The sequence below is a fragment of the Streptomyces sp. SAS_272 genome (assembly GCF_052543235.1).
Genome location: NZ_JBMNDR010000001.1, coordinates 179,191 through 205,389 on the forward strand (window position 1 = coordinate 179,191; position 26,199 = coordinate 205,389).

Here is a 26,199-nt window from a genome sequence, read left to right on the forward strand (position 1 = left end):
TCCGCGTTCCGCGCGGTCGTCCCTCCCGCACCGCCGCTCTGCGCGTCTTCATTGTCACGGACGGTGCGCGCGACTGTCCTGCGTTCCGTGCGCCTGGTCGGTGCGGATCACCCCGAGCTCCGCCAAGTCCTGCGGTCGCAGGCGCAGTTGATCCGCCGTCGCGTCCGCCTCCTGTGGGGGCCGCTTCAGGATCGCCGCCGCCGACTCCGGCGCGATGACGGAGAAATAGCTGTCCGGGGTCGCCCAGGTGCGCCCGGGAGCGGCCAGCGCCAGCGCGCCGCCGGAACCGCCCTCGCCGATCACCAGCGTGGTGAGCGGCGTGCGCGCGGCGGCGACCGCGCCGAACAGGTCCGCGATCGCCGCGCCGGCGCCCTGCCGCTCCGCCTGCGCGTCGTTGGCCGCGCCCGGCGTGTCCACCAGGGTCAGCACCGGGACGCCGAGCCGGCCGGCGAGCCGGATCAGCCGGGCGGCCGTGCGGTAGCCGGCGGGCCGGGTCGCCGCACCGGTCTGCGCCGCGTACGCGACCGTACGGCCCTGGTGCAGGCCGAAGCCGCACAGCATCCCCTCCGGGTCGGTCCCGCCGCACCGGTCGCCGGAGATCGCGAGCCGGTCGGTGAAGTAGGCGTCCAAGTAGGCCTGCGCACGGGGTCGTTCCGGCGCACGGGCGCGTCGCACCGCGTCCCGGCCGGTACGCGGGAGATCCGTCGCCCCGAGGGCGCCCGGCACGGGGGCGGGCTCGACCGGGGCCCGAGTGCCGGGCGCGGCGGAGGCGGGCGCATGCCCTGGGGGCGGCTGCGCGGGACCGGCGGGAGGCTGCGGGCCGGATGTGGTGTGCGGGTGCTGGGCGGGCTGTGCCGCCCTCGCCTCGGGCGCGTACGGTCCGCCGGGGGCGGCGGTTTCCTCCGTTGGTCGTCCGGCCGCGGTCGTCCCGCCGGTCAGGAGGCGCAGCCAGCGACCCAGTACGTCCCGCAGCTGCGTCACGGGCACCACCGCGTCCGCCGCCCCCGCCGTGAGCTGCGCCTCCGCCGTGTAGGCGGCCGGGTCGGCGTCCGGCGGCCGCACCCGTGAGCCGGCGAAGCCGACCTGCGCGCCCGGCAGCGCCAGCACCACGTCGGCGCCCGCGCCCAGGGTGGCCCAGCCGCCGCCGGTCGTCGGATCCCGCAGCACCGCGATCTGCGCCAGCCCGGCCTCCCGGGTGAGCGCCGACTCGCGTGCCACGCGCTGGAGTTGGGTGAGGGCCAGCATGCCCTCCTGCATCCTGCTGCCGCCGGTGGCGACCAACGGCACTACCGGCAGCCGGTGTTCGCGGGCGTACGCGTACGCCGCGACCAGCCGGTCGCCGGTGCGCTCGCCCAGCGAGCCGCCGAGGAAGCCGAACTCGAAGGCGATCAGCACCGCTCGGACCCCCTCGACGTCGGCGACGCCGCAGACCACGGACTCCGACTCGCCGGTGCGCCGGGCGGCGCGCTCGCGCGAGGCGTCGTAGCCGGGCCAGCCGAGCGGCCCGTCCGGCGGGGACTTCCGCTCCCCGTGCGGGAGTTCGTGGAACCCGTCGGCGACCAGGGCGATGAACTCCCGTGCGCTCGCTCGCTGCGCCGTCATGCCGGCAGCGCCCGCTTCATGATCTTTCCCATGTCGTTGCGGGGCAGGGCGTCCAGGTAGCGGACCGTGCGAGGTCGCTTGTGCGGGGCGAGGCGGAGGGCGACGTGGTCGGCCAACTCGCGCTCACCGGGCGGCGACTGCGGATCGGCCGGCACCACCCAGGCGACGACCCGCTCGCCGAGGTCCGCGTCCGGCTCCCCGGTGACGGCGGCCTCCCGCACCCCGGGATGCTCCAGCAGGGCGTTCTCGATCTCGCCGGCGCCGATCTTGTAGCCGCCGCTCTTGATGAGATCGGTCGCCTTGCGTCCGACGATCCGTACATATCCGTCGGGGTCGCGGACGGCCACGTCGCCGGTGCGGAACCAGCCGTCGGCGGTGAAGGCGGCGGCCGTCGCGTCCGGCCGGTTGAGGTACGCGGTGAAGAGGTTCGGCCCGCGCACCTGGATCTCGCCGACGCTCTCCCCGTCGTACGCCTCGACGACCGACCCGTCCTCCTCGACGAGCCGCAGCTCCACCCCCGGCAGCGGCACGCCGACGGTGCCCGCCCTGGCCTCCCCGTCGGCCCGCACGGAGGTGTTCATCAGCGTCTCCGTCATGCCGTACCGCTCGATCACCCGCCGTCCGGTGGCCTTCGCGATCCGCTCGTGGTCGTGCACGGGCAGCGCGGCCGAGCCGGACACCAGCAGTCGCGCCCCCGCGAGCGCCTCGGCGAGCCCGGGGTCGGACGGCAGGGCCTCGGCGATGCGGTGGTACATCGTCGGCACCCCGAACAGCATGGTCGCGCCGGCGGTCAGCTCCCGTGCGACGCCCTCCGTGTCGAACCGTCCCAGATGCCGCACCGACCCGCCCCGGCGCAGCGGCCCGAGCACCCCGAGCACCAGCCCGTGCACATGGAACAGCGGCAGTCCGTGCACGAGGACGTCGTCGCCGGTCCACTCCCAGGCGTCGGCGAGCGCGTCCAGGGTCGTGGCGATCGCCCGGCGCGGGATGACCGCGCCCTTGGGCGGCCCGGTGGTGCCGGAGGTGTACACGACGAGGGCGGGCTCCTCGTCGTCCGACGGCTCGTACGACGCCTCGCCGTACGACGCCTCGCCGTTCAGCGGCTCGCCGTCCGCCGCCGGACGCGCGCCGCCGTGCCCGTCCACGTCGACGTCGATCCGCGGCAACGCGCGCAACGGCGCGGGCAGTTCGTCGCCCGCGGCCGCCAGGACCGCGCTCGGCGCGCTGTCCGACAGGATGTGCCCGAGCTCCTTCTCGCCCGACTTGGGGTTCAGCGGCACGGCGGCCGCCCCGGCGAGCAGCACGCCCACCACGCCCACGGCGGTCTCGAGGGAGGACGTGGCCCACACGGCGACCCTTCCCCGCTCCCCGCCTCGCGCGAGCGGGTGGACGTCCGTCGCCTCCCGCACGCGTCCGCCGACGGCGCGGGCCGCCCCGGCGAGTTCCGCGTAGGACAGGGAACGCTCACCGAACCGCAGGGCGGGGCGGCCGGACGGATCGTTCGTCAGAGCGGGGAAGAGAGGCGACACGGGACGGACTCCTTGCACGGCTGAGGTGGGCGACAAGCAGGTTCCTACCCCATGCGCCGCGCCCGCACCTCCCCGTCCTGCCCGTTCCACCGCGCCTCGACCGCGCGGCCGAGGCCGACCGGGCCCACGCCCGCTCACGACGGCCGGGCCATGTGCGGTGACCCCGTGCAGGGTGGGCCCATGTGCGGTGACCCCGTGCAGGGTGGGCCCATGTGCGGTGACCCCGTGCAGGGTGGGCCCATGTGCGGTGACCCCGTGCAGGGTGGGCCCATGTGCGGTGACCCCATACAGGGCGGGCCCATGTGCGGTGAGCCCATGTGGGCCCGGTCAGGTCGGCCGGGCCGGTGCGGGGGCGGTCTTGTTAGCCTTCCGGTGATCGGACAGTCGTACGAACAGGGAGTCCGTCGTGGCCCGTATCGCGCTCGTCACCTACGACCCCCGGCCGGAGCCGAGCAAGGACGCCGACCTCCCGGTGCTGCTCGGCGCACTGCGTGAAGCGGGCGCGGAGGCAGACGGCGTCTTCTGGGACGACGCGGACGTGGACTGGGCCGCGTACGACCTGGTCGTCATCCGCTCCACCTGGGACTACAGCTGGCGGGCGGACGAGTTCGCGGCCTGGACCCGCAAGGTCGCGGCCCTCACCCGGCTGGCCAACCCTGCCGACGTGGTGCGCTGGAACGCCGACAAGCGGTATCTCGGAGAGCTGGCGGCGGCCGGGGTGCCGACCGTGCCGACACGCTACTTCGCGCCCGGCGAGCCGGCCGAACTGCCCGACGGCGACGAGTACGTGATCAAGCCCGCCTCCGGGGCCGGCGCGCGCTACGCCGCCCGCTACTCGCCCGACGGCCACGAGACGGCCGTCCGCCACCTCGCGCGGATGCACGCCGAGGGGCTGACGGCGATGGTGCAGCCGTATGTGCGGGGCATCGACGCCGGCGGCGAGCGCGCCCTGCAGTTCTTCGGCGGCCGCCTGCTGCACGCCAGCCGCAAGCGGGCCGTCCTCGCCCCCGGCGCCGCCTTCGACGCGGACAAGGTCGCCCACCCCGGCCTGGAGCCCTGGACGCCGTCCCCGGCCGAGCTGGCCGTCGCCGAGCGCGCCCTGGCCGCGGTGCCGGACGCGCCGGAGCTGCTCTACGCCCGCGTCGACCTGGTGGACGGCGACGACGGGGAGCCGCGGGTGATGGAGCTGGAACTGGTCGAGCCGAACCTCTTCCTGTTCCTGCACCCGCGGTCGGTGCCGCCCGTCGTCGCGGGCATCCTGACGGCTGCCGGGGCGGCTCCGGACGGCACGCGGAACCGGGGAGCCGCCGTCACTCCCTGACGGCCGTCCGCTGCAGCAGGCCCCAGGTGAACTCGGCGACGACCTCCCGCCGGGCCCCCCGCCCGTCCGGCGCGGAGAAGGCCAGTCCCCAGCGGGCGGGGGCGGTGCCCTCCAGGGGCCGGGCCGGGGCGAAGGCGTGGGCGGCTTCGTCGACCGTGCAGGACCAGGGGCTGAGGTCGGCCAGGGACTGCAGGAACGGCGGCCTTGCCCCCGGGGCGCGGACCAGCCACTCGTTCCAGACCGAGCCGTTCGGGGCGAGCAGCACCTCGAAGCGCAGGTCGGGCCAGAGCGGGAGCGGCCAGAGCCATGCCTCGCAGTCGAGGTCGCCGACGCGCCGGGCGGTTCTCGACTCGGGTTCGCCGAGGACCGAGCGGTGCCGGGAGAGCGAGCCCCGCGCGTGCGGGGAGTGGACCATCGCCTGCCAGCGCTTGTTGGCCTCCCTCATCTGCGTGAGGGAAACGCCCAGTTCGTGGCGGGCGTTCTCCACCAGATCCGGATTGTGATCGGCCATGCGGCGCAGCAGGACCAGCTGGAAGTCGAGCGGCGTGAACGAGCCCGCGAGGCGTTTCTGGGTCGGCATGCGCCCCATCCTGGACCACCGCGCGACTCACGACCATTGCCCGCCGCAACACCTTATGACAGCCTGTGTTCGTCATGCCGATCGCCTGTTGATATCTCGAACACGGGCACTGAGACTACAGACTAAGGGAGGGGGCCGGTCGTGGGACGCCTCGTACCTGCCGTGACCCGAGCTCTCGACATCCTCGAGCTCTTCCTCGACGGGGACGGTACGCTCTCCGCCCCCGACATCGTGCGCAAGCTCCAGCTTCCGCGCACCACCGTGCACGAACTCGTGACCACACTCTCCGCCCGGGCGTACATCGTGCCCGTCCCCGGACAACCCGGACGATACCGTCTCGGGGTACGTCCCTACCAGCTCGGCAGCCGGTACGCCGAGCAGCTGGACCTCGCCGCCGAGGGTCAGCAGATCGCGCGCACCGTCGCCGAAACGTGTGACGAGACGGTGCACGTGGCGATCCTGGAGGGGGCCGACGTCATCTACATCGCGAAGGTCGACTCCACGCACGCGGTCCGGATGGTGTCGGCCGCCGGCCGCCGTCTGCCCGCCCATTGCACCTCCGTCGGAAAGATGCTGCTGGCCTCGCTCCCCGAGCAGGAGCTCACCGCGCGCATCCCCGACGACGCCGAACTCGTGCGGATGACCCCGAACAGCATCACCGAGCCGAAGGCGCTGCGGGCGGCCCTGGCCGAGATCCGGGAGCGGGGCGTCGCGGTCGAGAACCGAGAGTCCAATCCGGACGTCAGCTGCGTGGCCGCGCCGGTGCGCGACCGCACGGGGCAGGTCGTCGCGGCCCTGTCCATCTCCGTCCCCATGATCCGCTGGAGCGAGGAGCGCCGCGGGGATCTGGAGCAGCTCGCCGTGAAGGGGGCCGGGGAGCTGTCCGAGCTGCTCGGCTACCGGAGCGCGGCATGACCACCCGGTACGAGGTGGCCGTGCGGGCCGGGGCGGTGCTCGGCGAGGGGCCGACGTGGGACCCGGCCGCAGGCCGGCTGCTCTGGATAGACATCCTGGGCTGCCGGCTGCACGCGTACGACCCCGCCACCGGCCGGCGCACGGTCCGCACGACCCACCAGCACGTCGGCGCGGCCAAGCCCCGGGAGGGGGGCGGCCTGGTCCTCAACCTGCGGGACGGCGTGGGCCTCCTCGATCCGGACGGCGGCTTCCGCTGGCTGCGCCACGAGCCCGTCCCGGGACGCCGTGCCAACGACGCGGCCGTCGCCCCGGACGGCTCCCTGTGGGCCGGCACCATGCGCTACGACGAGGCCCCCGGCGGCGGCACGCTGTCCCGCCTCACCGGCGAGGGGTCGGCCGAGGTGGTCCTCGACGACGTGGCGGTGAGCAACGGGACGGGCTGGAGCCCGGACGGCACGCTGATGTACTACGTCGACTCGCCGACGCGCCGCGTCGACGTCTTCGACTTCTCGGCGGACGGGCGGGCGTCCGGCCGGCGTCCCTTCGTGGCGATCGAGGAGGGGGCCGGGTTCCCCGACGGCCTCACCGTCGACGCCGACGGCTGCGTGTGGGTGGCGCTGTGGGACGGGGCCGCGGTACGCCGCTACACCCCCGCGGGCGTCCTGGACCGGCAGATCGACCTGCCGGCCCCGAGGATCACCGCCTGCGCCTTCGGCGGCCCGGACCTGACGGACCTGTACGTGACCACGGCCCGCGTGGGCCTCGACGCCCCCCACCCGACGGCGGGCTCCCTCCTGGTGCTCCCGAACGCAGGCCAGGGCGTGCCCCAACCGGCCTTCGCCGGCTGACCGACGCCCGCGCCTGACGGCCTGACGGTCTGTCGCCTGACGGCCCGACGCCCTGACGCCTGACACCCTTCCGCCCCCACCGGGAAGGGGCGGGCGCCGGGCGTCTACGGCAGGCCCGCCCGCTTGCGTTCGTCCACCGTCAGCGGGGGGCCGGGCAGGGGCGGGCGGAGAGGGCCGACGGCGGCCGCGGCCAGCGTGGAGGGGGACAGCAGAACCTGAGGGCCGCGTTCCAGCGACGTCACGTCCGTCACCCGGCGGGCCATGCGGCCGTTGCCGGTGGCGGTGAGCATCAGCCGGCCGACGTACGCGGCCACGAGCCGGTCCCGCCGGGTGGGGCCCGTCTCGGTCGCGCCGGGGTAGAACACGTCCTGGCCGACGGCGAGGTCCCAGGCGGTCGCGACGGGCCGGGCCACCGCCTTCTGCGCGCGCCGGGACAGCCCCGGCGCGCCCCACCCGTGCCGCCGGACCGTGTCGCGCAGGAGCACCGCGCTCTGCGCGGCGACCGCCAGGCCGTGCCCGTAGAGCGGGTTGTACGCGGCGAGGGCGTCGCCGAGGACGACGAAGCCGTCGGGCCAGGCGGGCGCCCGCTCGTAGAAGTGGCGGCGGTTGACGGTGGACCGGGTGAACGCCACCTCGGACAGCGGCTCGGCCTGTTCGAGGAGCTGCCCGATGACGGGGTGGCGCAGCTCCTCGCGGGCGAAGCGGACGAAGTCGTCGCCGTCGGGGGAGGGTTCGCCGCCCCGGGTGCCGTTGAGGGTGACGATCCAGCGGCCGTCCTCGATGGGCAGCAGGAACCCGGCGCGGCCGGGGCCGGCGTCCCGCGGGTCGGGCTGCACGTTGACGATCGGGTACCCGGAGCGGGCCGGCTCGGGCGCCAGGTACAGCCGGCTGGCGTAGGCCAGTCCGGAGTCCACCTCGCGCCGTTCCGCGGCCGGCAGCCCGAGCTCCGTCAGCCAGCCCGCAGCCCGCGACCCGCGCCCGCTCGCGTCGACGACCAGGCCCGCCTCGACGACGCGCTCCGCGCCGCCCTCCCGCACCCGCACGCCGGTGACCGCGCCCGCGTCCCCCACCAGCCCCGTCACCTCGGCCCCCGAGCACAGTTCGACCCGCTCGTCGGCCAGCACCCGGGCCCGGACCGTCGCGTCCAGGAGGTCGCGGCCGGCCAGGATCACGTGGTGCGACTCGGGCCAGCGGCGGAACCAGCCGCGCGGGCCGAGGACCACCATGTCCGTCGTCACCGGGGCCCGGCGCGCCCCGGCCGCCCGGAGCGCCCCGGTGGCGTCCGGCAGCAGCTCCTCCACCGCCCGCACCCCGCCCGACCACAGCATGTGGGCGTGACGTGCCTGGGGCAGCCCCTTGCGGGGTGCGGGGCCGTCGGGCAGCACGTCCCGCTCGATGACGACGACCCGGTCGGCGAGGCCGGTCAGGGCGACTGCCGCGAGCATGCCCGCATGGGATCCCCCCAGGACTACGGCGGTTCTGGCGGGGTTGGAGGGTTCAGTCATGCGTGGAGATGCTCTCTGCCGGGGCGGCCGCGCGGGCGCGGACCGCCTGGATGTCGTCGGGGTGGCGCAGGGCCTGGGACACGGCCTGGATCTCCCGCAGGAGATACGTGGTGTCCGGGCCGGAGACGGAGGGAGGGGAAGGAGAGGGAGAAGGAGAGGGAGAGGCGGACGCGGGGGACGTTGCGGGAGGGGCGGAGACCGAAGCGGGGGACGCCGCGGACGTGGCGGCGGCTCGGGGAGCCGGGGGAGCGACGGAAGCCGGCGAGGCGGCCCCGCCGTCGCTCCGCGGGGGCCGGGTCGCCTCGGGGGCCGCCGGGCGGTGCTGCGCGCGCTCCCGCGCCTCCACGGCGTCCAGCAGTGCCACGGCGGCGGCCAGGGCCTGGGCGCGGCCGCGTTCGACGCCGAGGGCGACGGCGGCGTCGTAGGCCCGGGCGCGCAGATCGTCGTCCAGGCGGCGGGCCAGCGGGAGGAGGGCGTCGCGGATGAACGTCTCACGGCGGATCAGCCGCAGTTCCGGGGTGGCGCGCAGGTCGAACGGCTCCCGGCCGCCGGTGACGCTCCGCATCAGCCGGGACAGCGGCTGCAGGCTCCGGTGGCGGCGGCGCACCCGCCACCGCTCCTGGAGGTACTGGCCGGCGTGCGGCACGATGAAGCCGATCGCGACGAGCGTGGCGGCGACGCAGGCGGCCGACGGCGCGATGCCGGTGTTCAGCCAGTCCAGGTCGTGCCCGGTCCAACGCGCGCCGACGGCCGTCAGCTTGGCCGCGCTGAACAGCAGGTTCGTCACATAGCCCGCCCCCAGGAAGCGCAGTCCCCAGCGCAGCCACGCGTCGAGGCCTTCGGTGCGGCTCCAGTTCCACACCAGACGGGCCGTGACCGAGCAGGCCACGGTGTGCGCGACCAGGTAGAGCAGGATCTCCTCGCGCATGAAGGGTGTGTTGGCGTAGTACGTGTCCAGGTCCCGGATGCGCTCCACGGGGACGTCGGCGAGCGCGAACAGCACCCACAGCGCGACCACCACCGCCGCGTAGACGGAGACCACCAGGCGGGTCGTCCGCCGGGTCTGGGCCGAGCGCTCGGTGCGTCCGTTGCGCCAGGCGATGATCAGCAGCAGCCAGGACGCGGACAGTGCCGTGAGCAGCGAGTACACCCAGGGCGCGGCGATGTTCGGCACGCCGGTGACCCGGTTGGTCCAGGCGATCGTCTTCGGCGCCGCGAAGACGAACACCGCGCAGCCGAAGACGAGCAGGCCGCCGACCGCGCGCAGCAGCGGGTCCCGCCAGAGCTTGACGATGCTGGGCAGCTTGATGGCCAGGGCGGCGCCCATCACCACCGTGGGCAGCCAGAAGGAGATGTACAGCCCGTGGGTCACCGCAGCGTCCCCCTGCGTCCGCGGTAGCCGAGGGTCCGCTGGACCGCGGCGGTGTCCGCGACCCCCGGGGCGGCGGACGGCCCGGAGCCGGCGAGGTAGCGCCGGAAACGGGCGGCCAGCCGGTGGCCGAAGTCGTCGGCCTCGGCCTCGTCGTCCTCACGGGAGCCGTTGCGGGCGGCGAAGGCCAGGGCGGCGGACTCCCAGCCGGAACGGCCGGCCAGGACGCCGGCGGCGACCGTGCCGAGGCCGTGGTGGTGGTGCCGGTGCCCGGCGTGCAGATGCCACAGTTCATGCCCGAGGATGACCAACTGCTGGACGGCCTCGGCCCGTTCCTCGACGATGACCAGATCGAAGTCCTGGAACTCCACCCAGAGCCCGGTCACGTCGATCTCGTCGGGGAACCGCTCGAAGCGCACCTCCACCGGCCGTCCGCCACGCCGCTCGGACAGTTCCTCGCACAGGGCCCGGCACAACTCCCGCACCCCTTCGGGCCGTTCGGCGCGTGCCCGCAGCGCGGCGGAGAGATCGCCGGTCAGCTCGCGCATGGCCGGGCCGGTCCTCGCGCGCCGCAGCATCGAGGCGATCCGGGCCGCCGTCCCGCGCGCGCCCGCGACGTCCATCGGCTCCCCCTTCCGGCCGCCCGGCGACGGCCGGTCCGAGACTACGCGGCTGGTTGTGTCCGCGTCACGAGAAGTCGTTGCACGGTCAAGGACAGAAAGCGCTGTCGGAAGTCGCGCCGAAGGCATTGACGAGCGGCCGTTGTGAAATCTACGGTCCGTTCGAAGTAGCGATCACGTTCCGGCATGTCGAACCGAGCGGCCCACCGGCCCACCAGGCCGCGACGCGACGGAGGAGGTCCGGGGAGGGCCGGCCGCCCGGGCGTCGGGGCGAGACCGAACCCGAAAGGCCAAGATGAGCACCGCCCGCTTCACCCTCGACCCCGCCTTCACCGTCGGCGAGGTCGACCCCCGTCTCTTCGGCAGCTTCGTGGAACACCTCGGCCGCTGCGTCTACACGGGCATCTACGAGCCCGGTCACCCCAGCGCGGACGCCGAGGGCCTGCGCACCGACGTACTGGACCTCGTCCGCGAACTCGGCGTCACCGCCGTCCGCTACCCCGGCGGCAACTTCGTCTCCGGCTACAAGTGGGAGGACTCCGTCGGCCCGGCCGCGGAGCGGCCCCACCGTCTCGACCTGGCCTGGCACTCGACGGAGACGAACCGCTTCGGCCTCTCCGAGTACATCGGATTCCTCCGCAAGATCGGCCCGCAGGCGGAGCCGATGATGGCGGTCAACCTCGGCACACGCGGCGTCGCCGAGGCCCTGGAGCTCCAGGAGTACGCCAACCACCCCTCCGGCACGGCCCTCTCCGACCTCCGCGCCGCCCACGGCGACAAGGAGCCGTTCGGCATCAGGCTGTGGTGCCTGGGCAACGAGATGGACGGCCCCTGGCAGACCGGCCACAAGACGGCCGAGGAGTACGGCCGCGTCGCCGCCGAGACCGCCCGCGCCATGCGCCAGCTGGACCCCGGCGTCGAGCTCGTCGCCTGCGGCTCCTCCAGCCAGTCCATGCCGACGTTCGCCGAGTGGGAAGCGACGGTCCTCGCCGAGACGTACGACCTCGTCGACTACATCTCGCTGCACGCCTACTACTGGCCCGAGGACGGCGACGTCGACTCCTTCCTCGCCTCCGCCGTCGACATGGAGTCGTTCATCGACAACGTCGTGGCGACCGCCGACCACGTCGGCGCGCGGCTCAAGTCGAAGAAGCGGATCAACCTCTCCTTCGACGAGTGGAACGTCTGGTACCTGCGCGAGTGGGAGGAGCACGCGAAGGGCCTCGAGCAGGGGGACTGGCCGCAGGCCCCACGCCTGCTGGAGGACAACTACAGCGTCACCGACGCCGTCGTCTTCGGCTCGCTCCTCATCGCGCTGCTGCGCCACGCCGACCGCGTGACGGTCGCCTGTCTCGCCCAGCTGGTCAACGTGATCGCGCCGATCCTCACCGAGCCGGGCGGCCCGGCCTGGCGGCAGACGACGTTCTTCCCGTTCGCGCAGGCGTCCCGGTACGGCCGCGGGACCGTCCTGGACGTGCGGGTGGACTCGCCGACGTACGAGACGCGCAAGCACGGCACGGCGGACCTGCTGCACGCCACCGCGGTCCGCGCCGAGGACGGCACGGTCACCGTCTTCGCCGTGAACCGCAGCCGTGCCGACGCACTGCCGCTGCAGGTCGCCCTGCACGGGCTGGAGCTGACGTCGGTCGTCGAGCACAGCGTGCTCGCGGACGCCGACCCGGACGCCCGCAACACTCTCGCCGACCCCGAGCGGGTCGCCCCGCACCCGGCCGAGGGCACCGCACTGACGGACGGCACGCTGACGGCGACGCTGGAGCCGCTGTCGTGGAACGTGATCCGGCTGGCGTAGGACCGGTCGGGGCCTGGACGGGGTCGGCGGCGGGCCTGGCCCGCGGCTGACCCCACCCGGTTTCCGGGCAGGGCGTCCGACCTTCCGGCAGGACCCTTCAGGAGCGGGGGTGAACGTCCGCTCCCGCGGAGCGGGGCAGGGACCGCGCAGGATCGCCGTGTGGGCGATCCGGCAGGTCATGGGACGGTCCGTGGCGGTGCGCAAGCTCAACTGCCGTTGGGCTCGGGGCAAGATGCCCGGCTGCGGCCGGATCCGCTTCCGCCGGCGGTCGAGTTCCGTGAACCTCGACCCCACCAGGTCGCCATCCCCCTCTGTCAAGAGGGGAGGATGTCAAAATGGACGCATGAGGATCTCGGCAAGAGCGGACTACGCGGTGCGGGCGGTGCTGGAGCTCGCCGTGCGGCAGGGCGGCGACCCGGTGAAGGCGGAGGCGATCGCCGCCGAGCAGGACATCCCGCACAAGTTCCTCGAGGGGATCCTCGGCGACCTGCGACGCGGCGGGATCGTCGACAGCCGGCGCGGCGGCGGCGGGGGCTACCGGCTGGCCCGCGACCCGGCGGCGATCACCGTCGCGGACGTCATCCGGGCGGTGGACGGCCCGATCGTGTCCGTGCGCGGCGAACGCCCGACGGGACTGGAGTACACGGGGTCGGCGCAACCCCTGCTGCCGCTGTGGATCGCACTGCGGGCCAATGTGCGCCGCATCCTGGAGGGCGTCACGATCGCGGACATCGCCGCCGACGCGCTGCCGGTACCGGTGAAGGAGCTGGCGGCGGAGCCGGCGGCCTGGGAGAACCCGTGAGCGCGACGGTCCGGGTCCCGCTCCGAGCGGCGGTCCGGGTCCGGCTCTGAGTGGCGGTCCGGGTCCCGCTCCGAGCGGCGGTCCGGGTCCTGCTCCGAGCGGGGGTACGGGTCCTGCTCTGAGCGGTGTGGAGTTCCTCGACGCCGGGACTGTCCGAGGCCTGTGGACGCAATGGTCAACTCCCATTGTTTTCCGGCGAGTTCGGGCATCCCGAGGGGTGTGAACGGGACTGGGTGAATGGCCGGAGTTCTACCTGGCCGCGCCTCAGTGGCATTCCTACGATGCGATCGCCCCCCCAGTTCTTCACAGGAACTCCACAGGTTTTCCGTTGAACCAAGGAGAGTGACCATGGCAAGTGGGCTGCTTCTGGGCGGCGCTGTCGCCGCTCTGATCACCGCGGCGGTGCCCGCGCACAACTCGTCCCCCGTGTTCGACAACCCGCCGCCGGACAAGATCGTCATCGATGTCGCCACGGTGAACGGCTCCGGCTGTCCCGCGGGCACGGCCGCCGTTGCCGTGTCCGAGGACAACACCGCCTTCACCGTGACCTACAGCGACTACCTCGCCCAGGTCGGCGGGGGCTCCAACCCCACGGCCTTCCGCAAGAACTGCCAGCTCAACCTGGTCGTCCACGTGCCGTCGGGCTTCACGTACGCCATCGCCAAGGCGGACTACCGCGGCTACGCCTCACTCCAGTCCGGCGCGAGCGCCGTGCAGCGGGCCTCGTACTACTTCCAGGGGTCGTCGCAGACGGTGTTCAAGAACCACAACTTCTCCGGCTCCTACAACGACAACTGGCAGGCCACCGACAGCACCGACTGGGCCCAACTCGTCTGGGCCCCCTGCGGAGTCCAGCGCAACTTCAACATCAACACCGAACTCCGGGTGAACGCGGGCTCGTCCTCGCCGAGCAAGGTCAGCTTCATGACGATGGACTCGACCGACGGCGACCTCAGCACCGTCTACCACATGGCCTGGCAGCAGTGCCCGGCGAAGTGAGCGGTCCGCGACCCTAGGGTCACTTCGCCGCGTGGGTCACGAACGCGGCCCACGCGGCGGGGGAGAGGGCGAGCTCGGGACCGCCCTCGGCCTCGGAGTCTCGGACATGGATCCGCGCGGGACAGGCGGCGCCCTCCATGCGGTCGCCGCCGCTGCTGCAGCCGGACCCGCTTCCGTCGAGCGCGACCTCGACCTCGACACAGTCGCCGGGCGTCCTGTACGGCGCGGAGGCGCCCGGCGCCGTCGCGGCGATCGTCGGCGAGCCGGCCGCCCGCCGGGAGGCGGTGGACCGTGCCCCGGCACCCGGCAAGACGGTGCGGGCGGAGGCCGACGTCCTCGACTCGCTGACCCTGGCGAAGAGGCCGCCGGTCTCCTGGGCGATCATGGGGCCTCGGCCCGCCGCGCGGTGGGCGGAGGGGGCGGGTGGGGCATGGGACGCGGTCGCGGTGCGGTGGTCGTCGGCGGGGGCATCGGCGGGCTGGCCGTGGCGATCGGGCTGCGCCGGATCGGTTGGGACGTGACGGTCCTCGAACGCGCCCCCGCCTTCGCCGACGTGGGCGCGGGCATCTCCCTGCACGCCAACGGGGTGCGGGCGCTGGACGCGCTGGGCGTCGGCGAGGCGATCCGCACCGTCGTGCGCCCGCTGTACACGGGCGGCACCCTCACCCCCGACGGCCGCCTGCTGTCCCGGATGGACGGCGCGGCCCTCGAGCGTCGGCTCGGCACGCCGGTCGGCGGTGTTCTGCGTGCCGACCTGCACCGCGTCCTGCGCGAGGCGCTGCCCGAGGGGTGCGTGAAGACCGGGGTGGAGGTGACCGGCGTCGACGCCGCGGGCGGGGACGCCGATCTCGTCGTGGCCGCCGACGGCGTCGACAGCCGGCTGCGCGCGGAGCTGTTCCCGGGACATCCGGGCGCGGTGCACAGCGGCTCGACGGTCCTGCGGGCCGTCACCGCGCGTCCGCTCCGCGAACCGCCCGCCGACCTGGAGCTGACCTGGGGCGCGGGGGCCGAGTTCGGGCACATCCTGTTCGCCGACGGCCGGGCCGAGTGGCACGCGGTGCTCACCGCACCGCCGGGCGTCCGCCACCCCGATCCCCTCGCCGAGATGCGCCGGCGCTTCCACGGCTGGCACGACCCCGTCCCGGCGCTCCTGGACGCGACCCGGCCGCAGGACGTCCTGCACCACGACGTCAGCGAACTGGTCACCCCGCTCCCGACGTTCACCGTCGGCCGGGTCGCGCTCCTCGGCGACGCGGCGCACGCGATGACCCCGAACCTCGGCCAGGGGGCCGGTCAGGCGCTGGAGGACGCGGCCGTGCTCGCCTCCTGTCTCGCGGCCGAGCCCACCACCGCGTCCGCGCTGCGCCGCTACGACGCGATACGGCGACCGCGCGCCCAGTCCGTTGCCCGCGCGGCCCGGCAGGCCGGCCGGATGGGGCACCGGCTGACGCATCCCGTCGCCATGGCCCTGCGCGACACCGCTGTGCGGCTGGTGCCGTCCGCGGTGATGCTGCGCGTCGCCCTCCGGCACGCCGACTGGACGCCACCGCACCTCGGGTGACGTCCAGCCGGGCGGGGGTGCTCACATGGCGGGCGTCAGCGTTCGACGCCGAGGGTGAGCGTTCCCGCGTAGCCCGACGAGGTCGAGCTGCCCAGCGCCGTCAGGGTGAGCAGGCCGGAGGCGGCCCCGGCGTCGTCGTAGATGGAGTCCTGGGCGAGGGTCGTGCGGGTGACCCTGTTGGTGGAGTACGGGGAGACCCGCGCGACGGCGGTGGTGATCGTCTCGTCGAAGAAGAGCTGGCCGGTATGCAGTTCCTGACCGCCGGTGAAGGAGCCGTCCGAGGTCAGGGTGACGTTCGTGTGGACCTTGACGTGGATGTGCACGCAGCGCCCGCGGTACCAGCCGGGGTAGACCGTGGTGATCGAGGCGACGCCGGACGCGTTCGTCAGGACGCCGCCGCGCAGGAAGGTGCCGCTGTCCGGCTCGGTGTGGCCGTTGTTGCCGACGAAGCCGGAGTACTCGCCGAGGGCGTCGGCGTGCCAGAGCTCCACCAGCGCGTTGCTGATCGGGACGCAGGTGTCGTCGTCGACCACCGTGAGGGCGAGCTTCAGCGGGATGCCCGCCTTGCCCTCGGTGATGTCGGCGCGGACGTACTGTCCGTCCAGGTAGTAGGGGCCTTCGGTCATCTCCTTGGTGAGGGTGCAGACGGCCGCGGCGGCGACGGGGGCGGTGCCGTCCGCTTCGGGGGTGGGGGCCTCGGGCCTGGCGGCGGCTCCGACGGCAAGGGCCGCCGCGGTCGCGCCCGTGGCGACGAGCACGGTGCGGCGTCCGATGGGGGTGCGCGCATCTGAAGTGTCTGTCATGAACACGGCACCTTAGGAACGGTTCCTGTACGGAGGCTGTCAGTCGGGCAAACCGGCGGAACGTCAAGGGCCTTGCAGGACAGGACAGGACGGCATGCCCGGGGTCGCCCTCATGGGCCCGCGATGCGGAGGCCGTCGTGGCTTTTCGGTGCTTTTCGAAGACTTTCGCGGTGGCGCGAGAACCGTTGACGCGCAAAGCGTTCGATTCTACGTTCACCGTCCGGCGACGCGACTGTCGTTCGGCGTCACGAACGGTGAAGTCCCCCACTGAAGGAGCGTTCGCATGAGCCGCACGCCCCGCACTTCACACCCGTCCCGCCTGTCACGTACACCCCGCCCGTCCCGCCTGTCACGTACATCCCGCCCCTCCTGCCCGCCCCGTACATCCCGCCCGTCACGGTGGGCGGCGCTGCTCTGCGTGCCGGCCGCGATCCTGCTGGCCCTGACGCCCTCCATCGCCTCCGCCTACCCCGACCCCGGCACCGTCACCGGGGCCACGGTCGTGCACGACCCGACGATGATCCGGACCCCTGGCGGCCGGTACCTGCTCTACGCGACCGGCGGCGGACTCTCCTACCGCACCTCCACCGACCGCAGGACGTACAGCGCGGGCGGCGACGCCTTCGCCGGCAGGCCCGGCTGGTGGTCGTCCTACGGCACCACCGAGGCCTGGGCGCCCGACATCTCGTACCAGGGCGGCAAGTACCTGATGTACTACGCCGTCTCCACCTTCAGGACCAACCGGTCGGCGATCGGCCTGGCCGTGTCGAGCACCGGCCTGCCGGGCTCCTGGAGCGACCGCGGCATCGTGTACACCTCCACCGCCTCGAACGACTACAACGCCATCGACCCGAACCTCTTCGTGGACGACGACGGCTCCTGGTGGCTGTCGTTCGGGAGTTTCTGGACGGGGATCAAGATGATCCGGATCGACCCGTCCACCGGCAAACAGCTCTCCTCCGACACCGCCCGGCGCTCCATCGCGTCCCGCGGCACCCCTCCGAACGCCGTCGAGGCGCCCTTCGTCGTGAAGCGCAACGGCTTCTACTACCTCTTCGCCTCGTACGACACCTGCTGCGCCGGCACCAGCTCCACCTACAAGGTCAAGGTGGGCCGCGCCACCAGCGTCACGGGGCCCTACCGCGACAGGAACGGCGTCGCGATGACCAACGACGGCGGCACACCGGTCCTGGAGTCGCACGGGCGCTACATCGGCCCCGGCGGCCAGTCGATCCTGCACGACACGGACGGCGACCTGATCGTCTACCACTACTACGACGGCAACACCAACGGCACGCCCAGGCTGGGCGTCAACCTACTGAACTGGAGCAGCGGATGGCCCGTCGCCTCCTGACCCTCCCGACCCTGCCGACCTGACCGCGCTGCTGCTCGCCCTGGCGGCCGGACAGCCTTCGGCGAGCGCGGCCACCTTCACCGACCCGGTCAAGACCCAGGAGGGCGCCGACCCCTGGATCTCGTACTACGTCCGCGTCGTCGACCAGTGAGCCGGCAAGGTCGGCGACGTGGCGAACTGCTCCACGGCGGCCGCGGCCGACGTCCGCCGGTGGACATGGCCGAGCAGCACCTGCCAGCAGTGGAAGCTCAGCCCCGTGCAGGGAAGTTCGGTGACGGCGGGTCCGTGGGTCCGCGGGTCCGCCGTCACCGAACCTCTCGCGCGTGACCCGTGATCTGTCCTAACCCGCCTGGCCCATCCCCGCGGCGTTCGGCCAGCTCTGGGCGTTGGGCCAGCCGGTCGCCGCGGCGGGGGAGAGACCGTTGGTGCCCCTGACCTGGGCGGCCGTGAGGCCGCCGCGGGCCGGGACGCCGGGCGGCGTCGGGCCCATCGGCGGGGCGGGAGCGACCGGCGCCATGGGCGGGGCCATCGCGGGGGACATCGCCGCGGGAGACATCGCGGCCGGCGACATGGGCGGAGGGGCCATGGCGGCCGGCGACATGGCCGCCGGATACATGGGCGGAGGCGACATCGCGGCCGGCGACATCGCGGCCGGCGACATCGCGGCCGGGGACATCGGCGGAGGCGCCATGGCCGCCGGGGCCATCGCCGCCGCCGGGGCCATGGGGGCCGGCGCCGGAACGGGGGCCGGGGCGGGAGCGGGCGCGGGTGCCGGGGCCGGGGCCGGGGCGGGCACGGACTGGGGGAAGATCTGTGCCGCGGCCGGCAGCGGCACCCCGGCGCCCTCGGACGGCGCGGGCTGCGCCGTCGCAGGGGCCATGGCCGGGGCCATCGCGGCGGCGGGCATCGCCGCGGCGACGGCGGCGGCGGCCGGGGCGGCGGCCAGTCCCGGCGGCGCCATGCCCATGGCCTGAGCGGCGAGGCCGGGCATGCCCGCCCCGTTGGTGACCAGCCGGTCCACCGCCGCCGTGCCCGAGCTGTAGCCGGCGCCGGCGCTCAGCTCGGGCACGGGGGCTCCCCTCCTGGTCCCGTACAGCACTTGCTCCATTCCGGACACCAGACGGCGCACGTCCACCTGGGGGCGCACCACGAGCCGCAGGAAGCGGCTCGACGAACCGATCTTGTTGCCGCACTCGCGGACCAGGATGCGGTGCTCGGCGAGCAGCCGGTCGCGCACCACGGTGCCCTCGGCGCCGACGGGCAGGCGCACGAAGAGGAAGTTCCCCTGGGAGGGGTAGACGGTCAGGCCCGGCAGGGCGCTGAGCTGGCTCGCCATGTCGAGGCGGTCCCGGCGTATCTGCTGCAGGCTCTGCGCGTACTCCGCGCCGTGCTGCTTGAGGATGAACACGACGTGTTCCGCGAAGGAGTTGAGGTTCCACTTCGGGAGCATCGAGCGGACCCGGCCGGCCAGCGCCGGGTTGGCGACCAGGTAGCCGAAGCGGATGCCGTGCAGGCCGAAGTTCTTGCCCAGGCTGCGCAGGACGATCACGTTGGGCCGCAGCATCGCCTCCTGGACGACGCTCGGCTCGGCCTCGGCGTCCGCGAACTCCAGGAACGACTCGTCGATGACGATCAGGTCCAGGTCGGCCATCGCGTCCATGAACTGGACGATGGCGTGCTTGTGCAGGAACCCGCCGTCGGGGTTGTTCGGGTTGCAGATGACCGCGGCCCTGGTGCCGCGCGCCCGGATGAACTCGGAGTACTGCGCGAGGTCCAGGGCGAAGCCGCTGGACTCCTGGAGCGGGAACATGTCGACCCGCTTGCCGGTCTCCATGGGCTGGTCGGTCCAGCGGCCGAAGGTCGGGACGGGGACGGCGAGGGACTCACGGACCAGCAGATGGTCGATCCAGGTGATCAGCTCGGTCGAGCCGTTGCCCATGGCGACGGCCTGCGGAGGGAGCTGCAGCAGACTGCACAGTTCCGCGGTGATCGTGTCGGCGCTGCTCGGGTAGTACGTGATGATGTCGCGCAGCCGGGCCGCCATCTCGTCGAACATCGCCGGGGTGGGGAAGTAGGGGTTGCAGGGTATGCAGAAGTCCACCGGGCCGACCCCCTCGCCGCCCTCCCGTGTCAGCGCCGCCATCGACGGGCTGTGCGCCGCGTTGTTGCGGAACAACGAGGAGACGTTGTCGGCCATGGAACCTCCGTATGGGGCGGGCCCGGCGGGGACGACCGGGCCCGTCGTCATTGGGTGGCCCGCGCGGGGGAGCACGGGCCGTCCATACATACGGGGGTTCGGGTGGTGGTGTTCAACCGCTGAGAAATCGGTAAGAAGTTGTGGTTTAGCTGTGAATCCGAGGTCGTCGGAGGTGCTGGCGGCTCAGGAGCCGAACGAATGGACCGTCGTCGTCCGGTACGTCTGCCCCGGGCGCAGCACCGTGGAGGGGAACGAAGGCCGGTTCGGCGCGTCCGGGAAGTGCTGGGTCTCCAGGCAGAGCGCGTCGCCCTGACGGTAGGTGCGGCCGCCGGCGCCGACGAGCGTGCCGTCCAGGAAGTTGCCCGAGTAGAACTGCAGGCCCGGCTCGGTGGTCGCGATGCTCAGGGTGCGGCCGGAGGCGGGGTCGCGCAGGACGGCGACCGGCTCGGGCCGGGCGGTGACGCCCTTGTCGAGGACGTAGTTGTGGTCGACGCCCTTGCAGTGCAGCGTCTGCTCGTGGGCGACGCGCAGATCCCGGCCGACCGCCTTGGCCGTGCGGAAGTCCAACGGGGTGCCGGCGACGTCGGCCGGTTCGCCGGTGGGGATGAGCCCCTGGTCCACGGGCAGGTAGCGGGCGGCGGCGATCTCCAGCTCGTGGTCGTGCACCGAGCCGCTGCCCTCGCCGGCGAGGTTCCAGTAGACGTGGTTGGTGAGGTTGACGACGGTGGCCTTGTCGGTGGTGGCCTCGTAGTCGATGCGCCAGTCGCCGCCGCCGGTGAGGGTGTACGTCACCGTCACCTCGAGCGTGCCGGGGTAGCCCATGTCGCCGTCGGGGCTCGTCAGGCGCAGGCGCAGACCGACGTCCGGGCCCTCGGTGAACGGCTCGACGTCCCAGACGCGCCGGTCGAAGCCCTCGGTGCCGCCGTGCAGACTCCGGTCCCCGTCGTTGAGGGGCAGCTGGTGGCTCTCGCCGTCCAGGGTGAAGCGGCCCGCGGCGATGCGGTTGCCGAAGCGGCCGATCAGGGCTCCGAAGTACGGGCTGCCGGCCACGTAGTCGTCGAGGGCGGAGAACCCGAGGGAGACGTTGGCGTACCGGCCGTCCCGGTCGGGGATCTCCAGAGACTGCACGATGCCGCCGTAGTCGAGGACCTTCAGCCGGGTCCCGCCGTTCTCCAGCGCCCAGCTGGAGACCTCGGTGCCGTCGGCCAGCACGCCGAAGAGCGTCTTCACTGTTTCCCGCCTTCCACTTCCCGTTGCCGCCCGCCCCTGGAAACACGAGCGGGCCCCGCCTTCCGGCGGGGCCCGCTCCTCGGTTCAGGAACCGGACTTGCGCTTGTTCCAGACGTCGAACCCGACCGCGATCAGCAGGGCGAGGCCCTTGATGACCTGCTGCCAGTCGGTGCCGACGCTCAGGAGGTTCATGCCGTTGTTCAGCACACCGAGGACGAGACCACCGATGATCGCGCCGAGGACCGTGCCGACGCCGCCGCTCATGGACGCGCCGCCGATGAACGACGAGGCGATCGCCTCGAGTTCGAAGTTGAGACCGGCCTTCGGCGACGCCGCGTTCAGCCGGGCGGCGACCACGAGACCCGCCAGGGCCGCGAGCACGCCCATGTTCAGGAAGACGAGGAAGGTGACCTTCTTGTCCTTGACGCCGGACAGCTTCGCCGCCGGCAGGTTGCCGCCGATCGCGTAGATGTGACGGCCGAAGACGGCGTTGCGCATGATGTAGCCGTAGCCGACCACCAGCAGGCCGAGGATGATCAGGATGATCGGCGCGCCCTTGTAGCTGGCGAGCAGCATCGTGACCGTGAGGACCGCGGCGGCGATGGCGACGAGCTTGAGCAGGAAGAGGTTCCTCGGCACCACGTCGAGCGCGAACTCCTGCTGACGCTTGCGGTCCCGGATCTCCTGGAGGACCACGAAGGCCAGCAGGGCGAAGCCCAGCAGCAGCGTGATGTTGTGGTAGTTGGTGTTCGGGCCGACCTCCGGCAGGAAGCCGTTGCCCATCTTCTGCAGACCGTCCGGGAACGGGCCGAGGGTCTGGCCCTTCAGGAAGATCTCCGTCAGACCGCGGAAGAGCAGCATGCCCGCCAGGGTGACGATGAAGGAGGGTATGCCGAGATAGGCGATCAGGAAGCCCTGCACCGAGCCGGCCGCCGCGCCCACGATCAGGCACAGCACCAGCGCGACGGGCCACGCCACGTCGTGCTGGACGGTGAGGACGGCCGCGAAGGCGCCCGTGAACGCCGTCAGCGAGCCGACCGACAGGTCGATGTGGCCCGCGATGATCACCAGCATCATGCCGATCGCGAGGATCAGGATGTAGCTGTTCTGCAGGACCAGGTTGGAGACGTTGCGCGGCAGCAGCAGGTCGCCGCCGGTCCACACCTGGAACAGGACGACGAGCAGGCCGAGCGCGATCAGCATGCCGTACTGGCGCATGTTGCGGCGCAGGCCGTCGAGCATCACCTGCAGCAGCCCGCCGCCGGAGGCGGAGCCCCCGCTCTTCCCGGGCGGCGCGGCCGCCGGGCTCTTGTCGGTCACGTCCGTGCTCATCGCGTTACCTCTTTGTCCTTCGTCATCTGACGCATCAGCACTTCCTGCGTGGCCTCGGCCCGCGGGAACTCGCCCGTGAGCCGTCCGGCGGCCATCGTGTAGATGCGGTCGCACATACCGAGCAGTTCCGGCAGCTCGGAGGAGATGAAGACGACCGCCTTGCCCTGGGCGGCCAGCTGGTCGATGACCGTGTAGATCTCGAACTTGGCGCCGACGTCGATACCGCGCGTCGGTTCGTCCAGGATCAGCACGTCCGGACCCGCGAAGATCCACTTGCTGAGGACGACCTTCTGCTGGTTGCCGCCGGACAGCTTGCCCACCGGCTCGAAGACGGTCGGAGCCTTGATGTTCATCGACTTGCGGAAGCCCTCGGAGACCTGCCGCTCCTCGTGCTCGTCGACCACGCCCCGCTTCGCGACCTTGTTCAGGGCGGTCAGCGAGATGTTGCGGTTGATCGTGTCGATGAGGTTGAGGCCGTAGTGCTTGCGGTCCTCGGTGACGTACGCGATCCCGTGGCCGATGGCCTCGGCGACCGTCTTCGTACGGATCTCCTTGCCGTCCTTGAGGACGGTGCCGCCCGCGTGCCGGCCGTAGGCGCGTCCGAAGACGCTCATGGCGAGCTCCGTGCGGCCCGCGCCCATCAGGCCGGCGATGCCGACGATCTCCCCGCGGCGCACCTGGATCGACACGTCGTCGACCACCTTGCGCTGCTGGTCGATCGGGTGGTGCACGGTCCAGTCGCGGATCTCCAGGGCCGGAGCCGCGTCCTTGTCCGCCGCCTCGTGCGGAGTGCGCTCGGGGAAGCGGTGGTCGAGGTCGCGGCCGACCATGCCGCTGATGATCCGGTCCTCGGTCGTCTCCGCCGACTTCACGTCGAGCGTCTCGATGGAGTGCCCGTCGCGGATGATCGTCACCGAGTCCGCGACCTTGCGGATCTCGTTGAGCTTGTGGGAGATGATGATCGAGGTGATGCCCTGCTTCTTCAGCTCCAGGATCAGGTCCAGGAGCTTGCCGCTGTCCTCGTCGTTCAGCGCCGCGGTGGGCTCGTCGAGGATGAGCAGCTTCACCTTCTTGGAGAGCGCCTTCGCGATCTCCACGAGCTGCTGCTTGCCGACGCCGATGTCGGCGACGCGGGTCTCCGGGTGGTCGTCGAGACCCACCCGCCGCAGCAGCTCCGAGGCGTGCCGCAGGGTCTCCCGCCAGTCGATGAACCCGCCCTTGGCGTGTTCGTTGCCGAGGAAGATGTTCTCCGCCAGGGAGAGGTACGGCGACAGCGCCAGCTCCTGGTGGATGATCACAATGCCGTGCTGCTCGCTCGCCCGGATGTCCTTGAACCGGACGACCTCCCCCTCGAAGAGGATGTCGCCGTCGTAGCTGCCGTGGGGATGGACGCCGGAGAGCACCTTCATCAAGGTGGACTTCCCGGCGCCGTTCTCACCGCAGATGGCGTGGACCTCGCCCTGACGGACGGTCAATGAGACGTCTGACAGCGCCTTGACGCCGGGAAAGGTCTTGACGATCGAGCGCATTTCCAGGACGGGTCCCGCCATGGTCGTGCCTTCCAATCCGTAAGGTTCGACGCTTACTTGAGCTGGTCCGCGGTGTAGTAGCCGCCGTCGACGAGCTCCTTCTGGTAGTTCGTCTTGTCGACGCTCACCGGCTGCAGCAGGTAGGCGGGGACGACCTTGGTGCCGTTGTCGTACGACTTGGTGTCGTTGATCTCGGGCTTCTTGCCGTTCAGGGTGGCGTCGACCATGTCCGTGGCGACCTGGGCGAGCTTGCGGAGGTCCTTGTAGACGGTCATCGACTGCTGGCCGGCGATGATCGACTTGACGGAGGCGAGCTCGGCGTCCTGACCGCTGATGACCGGCAGGGGCTTGGCGGCGGTGCCGTAGCCGTCCGACTTCAGCGCGGCGATGATGCCGATGGAGATGCCGTCGTAGGGCGAGAGCACGGCGTCGACCCGGCCGCTCTTGTACGACGAGGTGAGGATGTCCTCCATGCGCTTCTGGGCGGTGGCGCCGTCCCAGCGCAGGGTGGTGACCTGGGTCATCGCGGTCTGGCCGGACTTGACGACGAGCTTCTTGCTGTCGATGTACGGCTTGAGCACGCTCATCGCACCGTTGAAGAAGTACTTGGTGTTGTTGTCGTCGTTGGAGCCGGCGAAGAGCTCGATGTTGAAGGGGCCCTTGCCGGACGCCAGGCCCAGCTTGTCCACGAGGTAGGTGGCCTGGAGCTTGCCGACCTTCTCGTTGTCGAAGGACGCGTAGTAGTCGACGTTCTTCGAGCCGAGGATCAGGCGGTCGTAGGAGATGACCGGGATCTTGGCGTCGGCGGCCTGCTGGAGGACGTTGTTCAGCGACTTGTTGTCGATCGCCGCGATGATCAGTGCCTTGACGCCCTGGGTGATCAGGTTCTCGATCTGCGAGACCTGCTGGTCGGGGTCGTCCTCGCCGAAGACCAGCTTGGTCTTGTAACCCTTGGCCTTCAGGTCCTTCTCGACGTTGGCGCCGTCGGTGATCCAGCGCTCGGAGGACTTGGTCGGCATCGCGATGCCGATGGTGCCGCCCTTGGCGTCACCCGCCTTCTCCTCGCTGCCGCCTTCACCGGACTGCCCGCAGGCGGACAGGGTGAGGGCGAGGGAAGCGGCTCCGGCTATGGCGGCGAGGGCGGCTCTGCGGTTGCGCATGGTGATCATCCTTGATGTGTGTGCAGGGATCGGTCTCGCGCTGCGAAGGACGCTTCCGGAGCGACGCCGGAAAGACCGAGGAGCGATGTGTGGGATTCTGCGCGCCTGTGTCGGCTTCTGTGAAGCAAGGTTTCCGGAACGTTATGACCCGGCGTCGAACCTGTTCAGTTCACCGGGTAGTCGCGAGCCGAGGGGGGCCATGTCAATGTCCGCCCCATGGCGGGCGAGCAGGTCGAGGGCGAGACGTCCGCGACGTACCCGTTCCCGGGCTGTGGCGAGCGCCACATCGCGCATGTGGTGGCCGTAAGGGTAGATGCCCGGCGCCTTGGAGAGGCCGAACTTCAGGTAGAGCGGTGCGCCGCGCCGGATCAGCTCGGCGACCTCGTACATCCGAATGTACCCCCCGAGATCGTCGGGGGCCTCGATGTACATGTCCATGGGAGCGGCCGACACCCGCCGGATCTCCGTGAGATGATCGAGCGTCAGGTCGCTGGGCACGTTGACCGAGTCGGCGCCGAGACGCTCGTACACCGCGTACGCGGCCGGGTTGACGGGGCCGATGAGCGCCGACACCTTCAGCGTCGTGTCGGCCGGGATGACGCCGGCCGTGCGGGCGCGGTGCAGCGTCCACAGCACGCCCTCGTCGGCGACGAGCAGGCACTTGACGCCCAACTCCGTCGCCCGCAGGGCGTCTTCCACGCACCCGGCGACGGCGTCGTGCCCGCGGGCACGCGGTCCGCTGCCGCGGGAGTCGGTACGGGTCGAGCCGCCGATGTCCCAGGTGCCGCGCGGGCCGGTGAACAGGCACAGCTCGATGTCACGCTCGGCCGTGGAGTCGACCATGTCGGTGATCTCGGCGTCGGTCAGCATCCACACGCCGCTGCCCTGGCTGATCCGGTGGATCGGCACGTCGAGGCGTGAGGCCTCTTTCAGTATGACGGCCAGCGCTTCGGGGCCCTCGCACGAAGGGACCTCGGTGCGCCAGCGGCCGCCGCCCGGGAACCCGTGGGGTGAGGCGTCGGCGGGATCGAGAGCGGGCGCGCCCAGGCCGAGCGTGGCGAGCGCCTGCTCACCAGGTCGGCGAGCTGCCGTGGTGGAAGCGTCGGTGGTCACATGCCGTCCTTCGTGTTCGA

22 protein-coding genes and 1 pseudogene are annotated in these 26,199 nt (G+C 72.2%); 9 read left to right on the forward strand and 14 right to left on the reverse strand.

All coding sequences use genetic code 11. The annotated features are described in order from the left end of the window. Window positions 1–54: 54 nt before the first annotated feature. Window positions 55–1,602, reverse strand: coding sequence for a carboxyl transferase domain-containing protein (locus ACN6LD_RS00725; protein ID WP_445042186.1), 1,548 nt, complete (start codon window positions 1,600–1,602; stop codon window positions 55–57). Then, window positions 1,599–3,131 carry an acyl-CoA synthetase gene (locus ACN6LD_RS00730; protein ID WP_319196759.1) on the reverse strand — a complete coding sequence of 511 codons (1,533 nt, stop codon included), beginning with the start codon at window positions 3,129–3,131 and terminating at the stop codon, window positions 1,599–1,601. The genes ACN6LD_RS00725 and ACN6LD_RS00730 overlap by 4 nt, the downstream gene beginning before the upstream one ends. A 406-nt stretch (window positions 3,132–3,537) precedes the next feature. On the opposite strand from ACN6LD_RS00730, the gene ACN6LD_RS00735 reads away from it, so the two are divergent. Next, on the forward strand, window positions 3,538–4,452 hold the full coding sequence (locus ACN6LD_RS00735; protein WP_445042187.1) for an ATP-grasp domain-containing protein: 915 nt from the start codon (window positions 3,538–3,540) through the stop codon (window positions 4,450–4,452). Here ACN6LD_RS00735 and ACN6LD_RS00740 read toward each other — a convergent pair. After that, a complete protein-coding gene (locus ACN6LD_RS00740) occupies window positions 4,442–5,041 on the reverse strand; it encodes a hypothetical protein (RefSeq protein ID WP_319196761.1) in 600 nt (199 codons plus the stop codon). The genes ACN6LD_RS00735 and ACN6LD_RS00740 overlap by 11 nt on opposite strands. Window positions 5,042–5,173: 132 nt before the next feature. Between ACN6LD_RS00740 and ACN6LD_RS00745 the strand changes: the two genes are divergently transcribed. Together ACN6LD_RS00745 and ACN6LD_RS00750 are read left to right on the forward strand one after the other, a co-directional pair. Beyond that, window positions 5,174–5,947 (forward strand): IclR family transcriptional regulator, encoded by a 774-nt coding sequence (locus ACN6LD_RS00745; protein WP_319196763.1) that lies wholly within the window; start codon window positions 5,174–5,176, stop codon window positions 5,945–5,947. Next, complete coding sequence (locus ACN6LD_RS00750; RefSeq protein WP_319196765.1) at window positions 5,944–6,795, forward strand: SMP-30/gluconolactonase/LRE family protein; 852 nt, start codon at window positions 5,944–5,946, stop codon at window positions 6,793–6,795. Before ACN6LD_RS00745 ends, ACN6LD_RS00750 begins: the two co-directional genes overlap by 4 nt. 104 nt (window positions 6,796–6,899) lie before the next feature. On the opposite strand, the gene ACN6LD_RS00755 is transcribed toward ACN6LD_RS00750, so the two are convergent. Genes ACN6LD_RS00755 through ACN6LD_RS00765 form a run of 3 tightly spaced genes read right to left on the reverse strand, consistent with a single transcriptional unit; the run spans window position 6,900 to window position 10,292 of the window. After that, complete coding sequence (locus ACN6LD_RS00755) at window positions 6,900–8,300, reverse strand: NAD(P)/FAD-dependent oxidoreductase (RefSeq protein ID WP_445042188.1); 1,401 nt, start codon at window positions 8,298–8,300, stop codon at window positions 6,900–6,902. Then, complete coding sequence (locus ACN6LD_RS00760; protein WP_445042307.1) at window positions 8,293–9,627, reverse strand: MAB_1171c family putative transporter; 1,335 nt, start codon at window positions 9,625–9,627, stop codon at window positions 8,293–8,295. The genes ACN6LD_RS00755 and ACN6LD_RS00760 overlap by 8 nt, the downstream gene beginning before the upstream one ends. Window positions 9,628–9,668: 41 nt before the next feature. Then, complete coding sequence (locus tag ACN6LD_RS00765; protein WP_445042189.1) at window positions 9,669–10,292, reverse strand: toxin-antitoxin system, toxin component family protein; 624 nt, start codon at window positions 10,290–10,292, stop codon at window positions 9,669–9,671. A 292-nt stretch (window positions 10,293–10,584) separates the two neighbouring features. On the opposite strand from ACN6LD_RS00765, the gene arfA reads away from it, so the two are divergent. From arfA to ACN6LD_RS00780, 3 genes are all read left to right on the forward strand, one after another. After that, window positions 10,585–12,099 (forward strand): arabinosylfuranosidase ArfA, encoded by a 1,515-nt coding sequence (gene arfA / locus ACN6LD_RS00770; protein ID WP_319197013.1) that lies wholly within the window; start codon window positions 10,585–10,587, stop codon window positions 12,097–12,099. Window positions 12,100–12,442: 343 nt separating this feature from the next. Continuing rightward, entirely contained in the window at window positions 12,443–12,901 is a 459-nt protein-coding gene (locus ACN6LD_RS00775) for an RrF2 family transcriptional regulator (RefSeq protein ID WP_319197011.1), read from the forward strand. A gap of 348 nt (window positions 12,902–13,249) precedes the next feature. Then, window positions 13,250–13,900 (forward strand): DUF4360 domain-containing protein, encoded by a 651-nt coding sequence (locus ACN6LD_RS00780; RefSeq protein ID WP_057582947.1) that lies wholly within the window; start codon window positions 13,250–13,252, stop codon window positions 13,898–13,900. A 19-nt stretch (window positions 13,901–13,919) separates the two neighbouring features. Here the strand turns inward: ACN6LD_RS00780 and ACN6LD_RS00785 are convergent, their stop codons facing one another. Beyond that, window positions 13,920–14,285: a DUF397 domain-containing protein gene (locus ACN6LD_RS00785; protein WP_445042190.1), complete on the reverse strand. Its 366-nt coding sequence runs from the start codon at window positions 14,283–14,285 to the stop codon at window positions 13,920–13,922. A gap of 45 nt (window positions 14,286–14,330) precedes the next feature. Between ACN6LD_RS00785 and ACN6LD_RS00790 the strand changes: the two genes are divergently transcribed. Next, window positions 14,331–15,461, forward strand: coding sequence for an FAD-dependent monooxygenase (locus ACN6LD_RS00790; RefSeq protein WP_445042191.1), 1,131 nt, complete (start codon window positions 14,331–14,333; stop codon window positions 15,459–15,461). 35 nt (window positions 15,462–15,496) lie between these two features. Here ACN6LD_RS00790 and ACN6LD_RS00795 read toward each other — a convergent pair whose 3' ends face one another. Continuing rightward, window positions 15,497–16,264, reverse strand: coding sequence for an intradiol ring-cleavage dioxygenase (locus tag ACN6LD_RS00795; RefSeq protein ID WP_319197006.1), 768 nt, complete (start codon window positions 16,262–16,264; stop codon window positions 15,497–15,499). A gap of 418 nt (window positions 16,265–16,682) precedes the next feature. Between ACN6LD_RS00795 and ACN6LD_RS00800 the strand changes: the two genes are divergently transcribed. Together ACN6LD_RS00800 and ACN6LD_RS00805 are read left to right on the forward strand one after the other, a co-directional pair. Then, window positions 16,683–17,618, forward strand: a complete 936-nt coding sequence (locus tag ACN6LD_RS00800) for an arabinan endo-1,5-alpha-L-arabinosidase (RefSeq protein ID WP_445042192.1) — start codon at window positions 16,683–16,685, stop codon at window positions 17,616–17,618. Between the two features lie 169 nt (window positions 17,619–17,787). Further along, entirely contained in the window at window positions 17,788–17,952 is a 165-nt protein-coding gene (locus ACN6LD_RS00805; RefSeq protein ID WP_415925053.1) for a hypothetical protein, read from the forward strand. 6 nt (window positions 17,953–17,958) lie between these two features. Here the strand turns inward: ACN6LD_RS00805 and ACN6LD_RS00810 are convergent, their stop codons facing one another. From ACN6LD_RS00810 to ACN6LD_RS00835, 6 genes and pseudogenes are all read right to left on the reverse strand, one after another. Further along, complete coding sequence (locus ACN6LD_RS00810; protein WP_445042193.1) at window positions 17,959–19,815, reverse strand: pyridoxal phosphate-dependent aminotransferase; 1,857 nt, start codon at window positions 19,813–19,815, stop codon at window positions 17,959–17,961. A 183-nt stretch (window positions 19,816–19,998) separates the two neighbouring features. Further along, window positions 19,999–21,054 (reverse strand): annotated as a pseudogene (locus ACN6LD_RS00815) (aldose epimerase family protein); the annotation flags it as partial. 75 nt (window positions 21,055–21,129) lie between these two features. After that, window positions 21,130–22,377, reverse strand: coding sequence for a multiple monosaccharide ABC transporter permease (gene mmsB / locus ACN6LD_RS00820; protein WP_319196324.1), 1,248 nt, complete (start codon window positions 22,375–22,377; stop codon window positions 21,130–21,132). After that, window positions 22,374–23,927, reverse strand: coding sequence for a multiple monosaccharide ABC transporter ATP-binding protein (mmsA, locus tag ACN6LD_RS00825; RefSeq protein ID WP_319196325.1), 1,554 nt, complete (start codon window positions 23,925–23,927; stop codon window positions 22,374–22,376). Before mmsA ends, mmsB begins: the two co-directional genes overlap by 4 nt. A gap of 32 nt (window positions 23,928–23,959) precedes the next feature. After that, the gene (gene chvE, locus ACN6LD_RS00830; protein WP_319196326.1) at window positions 23,960–25,066 is read right to left on the reverse strand and encodes a multiple monosaccharide ABC transporter substrate-binding protein; all 1,107 of its coding nucleotides are present in this window, start codon (window positions 25,064–25,066) and stop codon (window positions 23,960–23,962) included. Window positions 25,067–25,207: 141 nt separating this feature from the next. After that, on the reverse strand, window positions 25,208–26,179 hold the full coding sequence (locus tag ACN6LD_RS00835; RefSeq protein WP_319196327.1) for a hypothetical protein: 972 nt from the start codon (window positions 26,177–26,179) through the stop codon (window positions 25,208–25,210). Window positions 26,180–26,199: the final 20 nt, after the last annotated feature.

Excerpts from the sequence above, each read along its gene's own strand:
- mmsB (WP_319196324.1), bottom strand. The coding sequence starts at position 22,377 with ATGAGCACGGACGTGACCGACAAGAGCCCGGCGGCCGCGCCGCCCGGG.
- ACN6LD_RS00795 (WP_319197006.1), bottom strand. The coding sequence starts at position 16,264 with ATGACAGACACTTCAGATGCGCGCACCCCCATCGGACGCCGCACCGTG.
- ACN6LD_RS00760 (WP_445042307.1), bottom strand. The coding sequence starts at position 9,627 with ATGGGCGCCGCCCTGGCCATCAAGCTGCCCAGCATCGTCAAGCTCTGG.
- ACN6LD_RS00765 (WP_445042189.1), bottom strand. The coding sequence starts at position 10,292 with ATGGACGTCGCGGGCGCGCGCGGGACGGCGGCCCGGATCGCCTCGATG.
- ACN6LD_RS00725 (WP_445042186.1), bottom strand. The coding sequence starts at position 1,602 with ATGACGGCGCAGCGAGCGAGCGCACGGGAGTTCATCGCCCTGGTCGCC.
- ACN6LD_RS00750 (WP_319196765.1), top strand. The coding sequence starts at position 5,944 with ATGACCACCCGGTACGAGGTGGCCGTGCGGGCCGGGGCGGTGCTCGGC.
- mmsA (WP_319196325.1), bottom strand. The coding sequence starts at position 23,927 with ATGGCGGGACCCGTCCTGGAAATGCGCTCGATCGTCAAGACCTTTCCC.
- ACN6LD_RS00790 (WP_445042191.1), top strand. The coding sequence starts at position 14,331 with ATGGGACGCGGTCGCGGTGCGGTGGTCGTCGGCGGGGGCATCGGCGGG.
- ACN6LD_RS00755 (WP_445042188.1), bottom strand. The coding sequence starts at position 8,300 with ATGACTGAACCCTCCAACCCCGCCAGAACCGCCGTAGTCCTGGGGGGA.
- ACN6LD_RS00810 (WP_445042193.1), bottom strand. The coding sequence starts at position 19,815 with ATGGCCGACAACGTCTCCTCGTTGTTCCGCAACAACGCGGCGCACAGC.
- ACN6LD_RS00785 (WP_445042190.1), bottom strand. The coding sequence starts at position 14,285 with ATGATCGCCCAGGAGACCGGCGGCCTCTTCGCCAGGGTCAGCGAGTCG.
- chvE (WP_319196326.1), bottom strand. The coding sequence starts at position 25,066 with ATGCGCAACCGCAGAGCCGCCCTCGCCGCCATAGCCGGAGCCGCTTCC.
- arfA (WP_319197013.1), top strand. The coding sequence starts at position 10,585 with ATGAGCACCGCCCGCTTCACCCTCGACCCCGCCTTCACCGTCGGCGAG.
- ACN6LD_RS00780 (WP_057582947.1), top strand. The coding sequence starts at position 13,250 with ATGGCAAGTGGGCTGCTTCTGGGCGGCGCTGTCGCCGCTCTGATCACC.
- ACN6LD_RS00775 (WP_319197011.1), top strand. The coding sequence starts at position 12,443 with ATGAGGATCTCGGCAAGAGCGGACTACGCGGTGCGGGCGGTGCTGGAG.
- ACN6LD_RS00740 (WP_319196761.1), bottom strand. The coding sequence starts at position 5,041 with ATGGGGCGCATGCCGACCCAGAAACGCCTCGCGGGCTCGTTCACGCCG.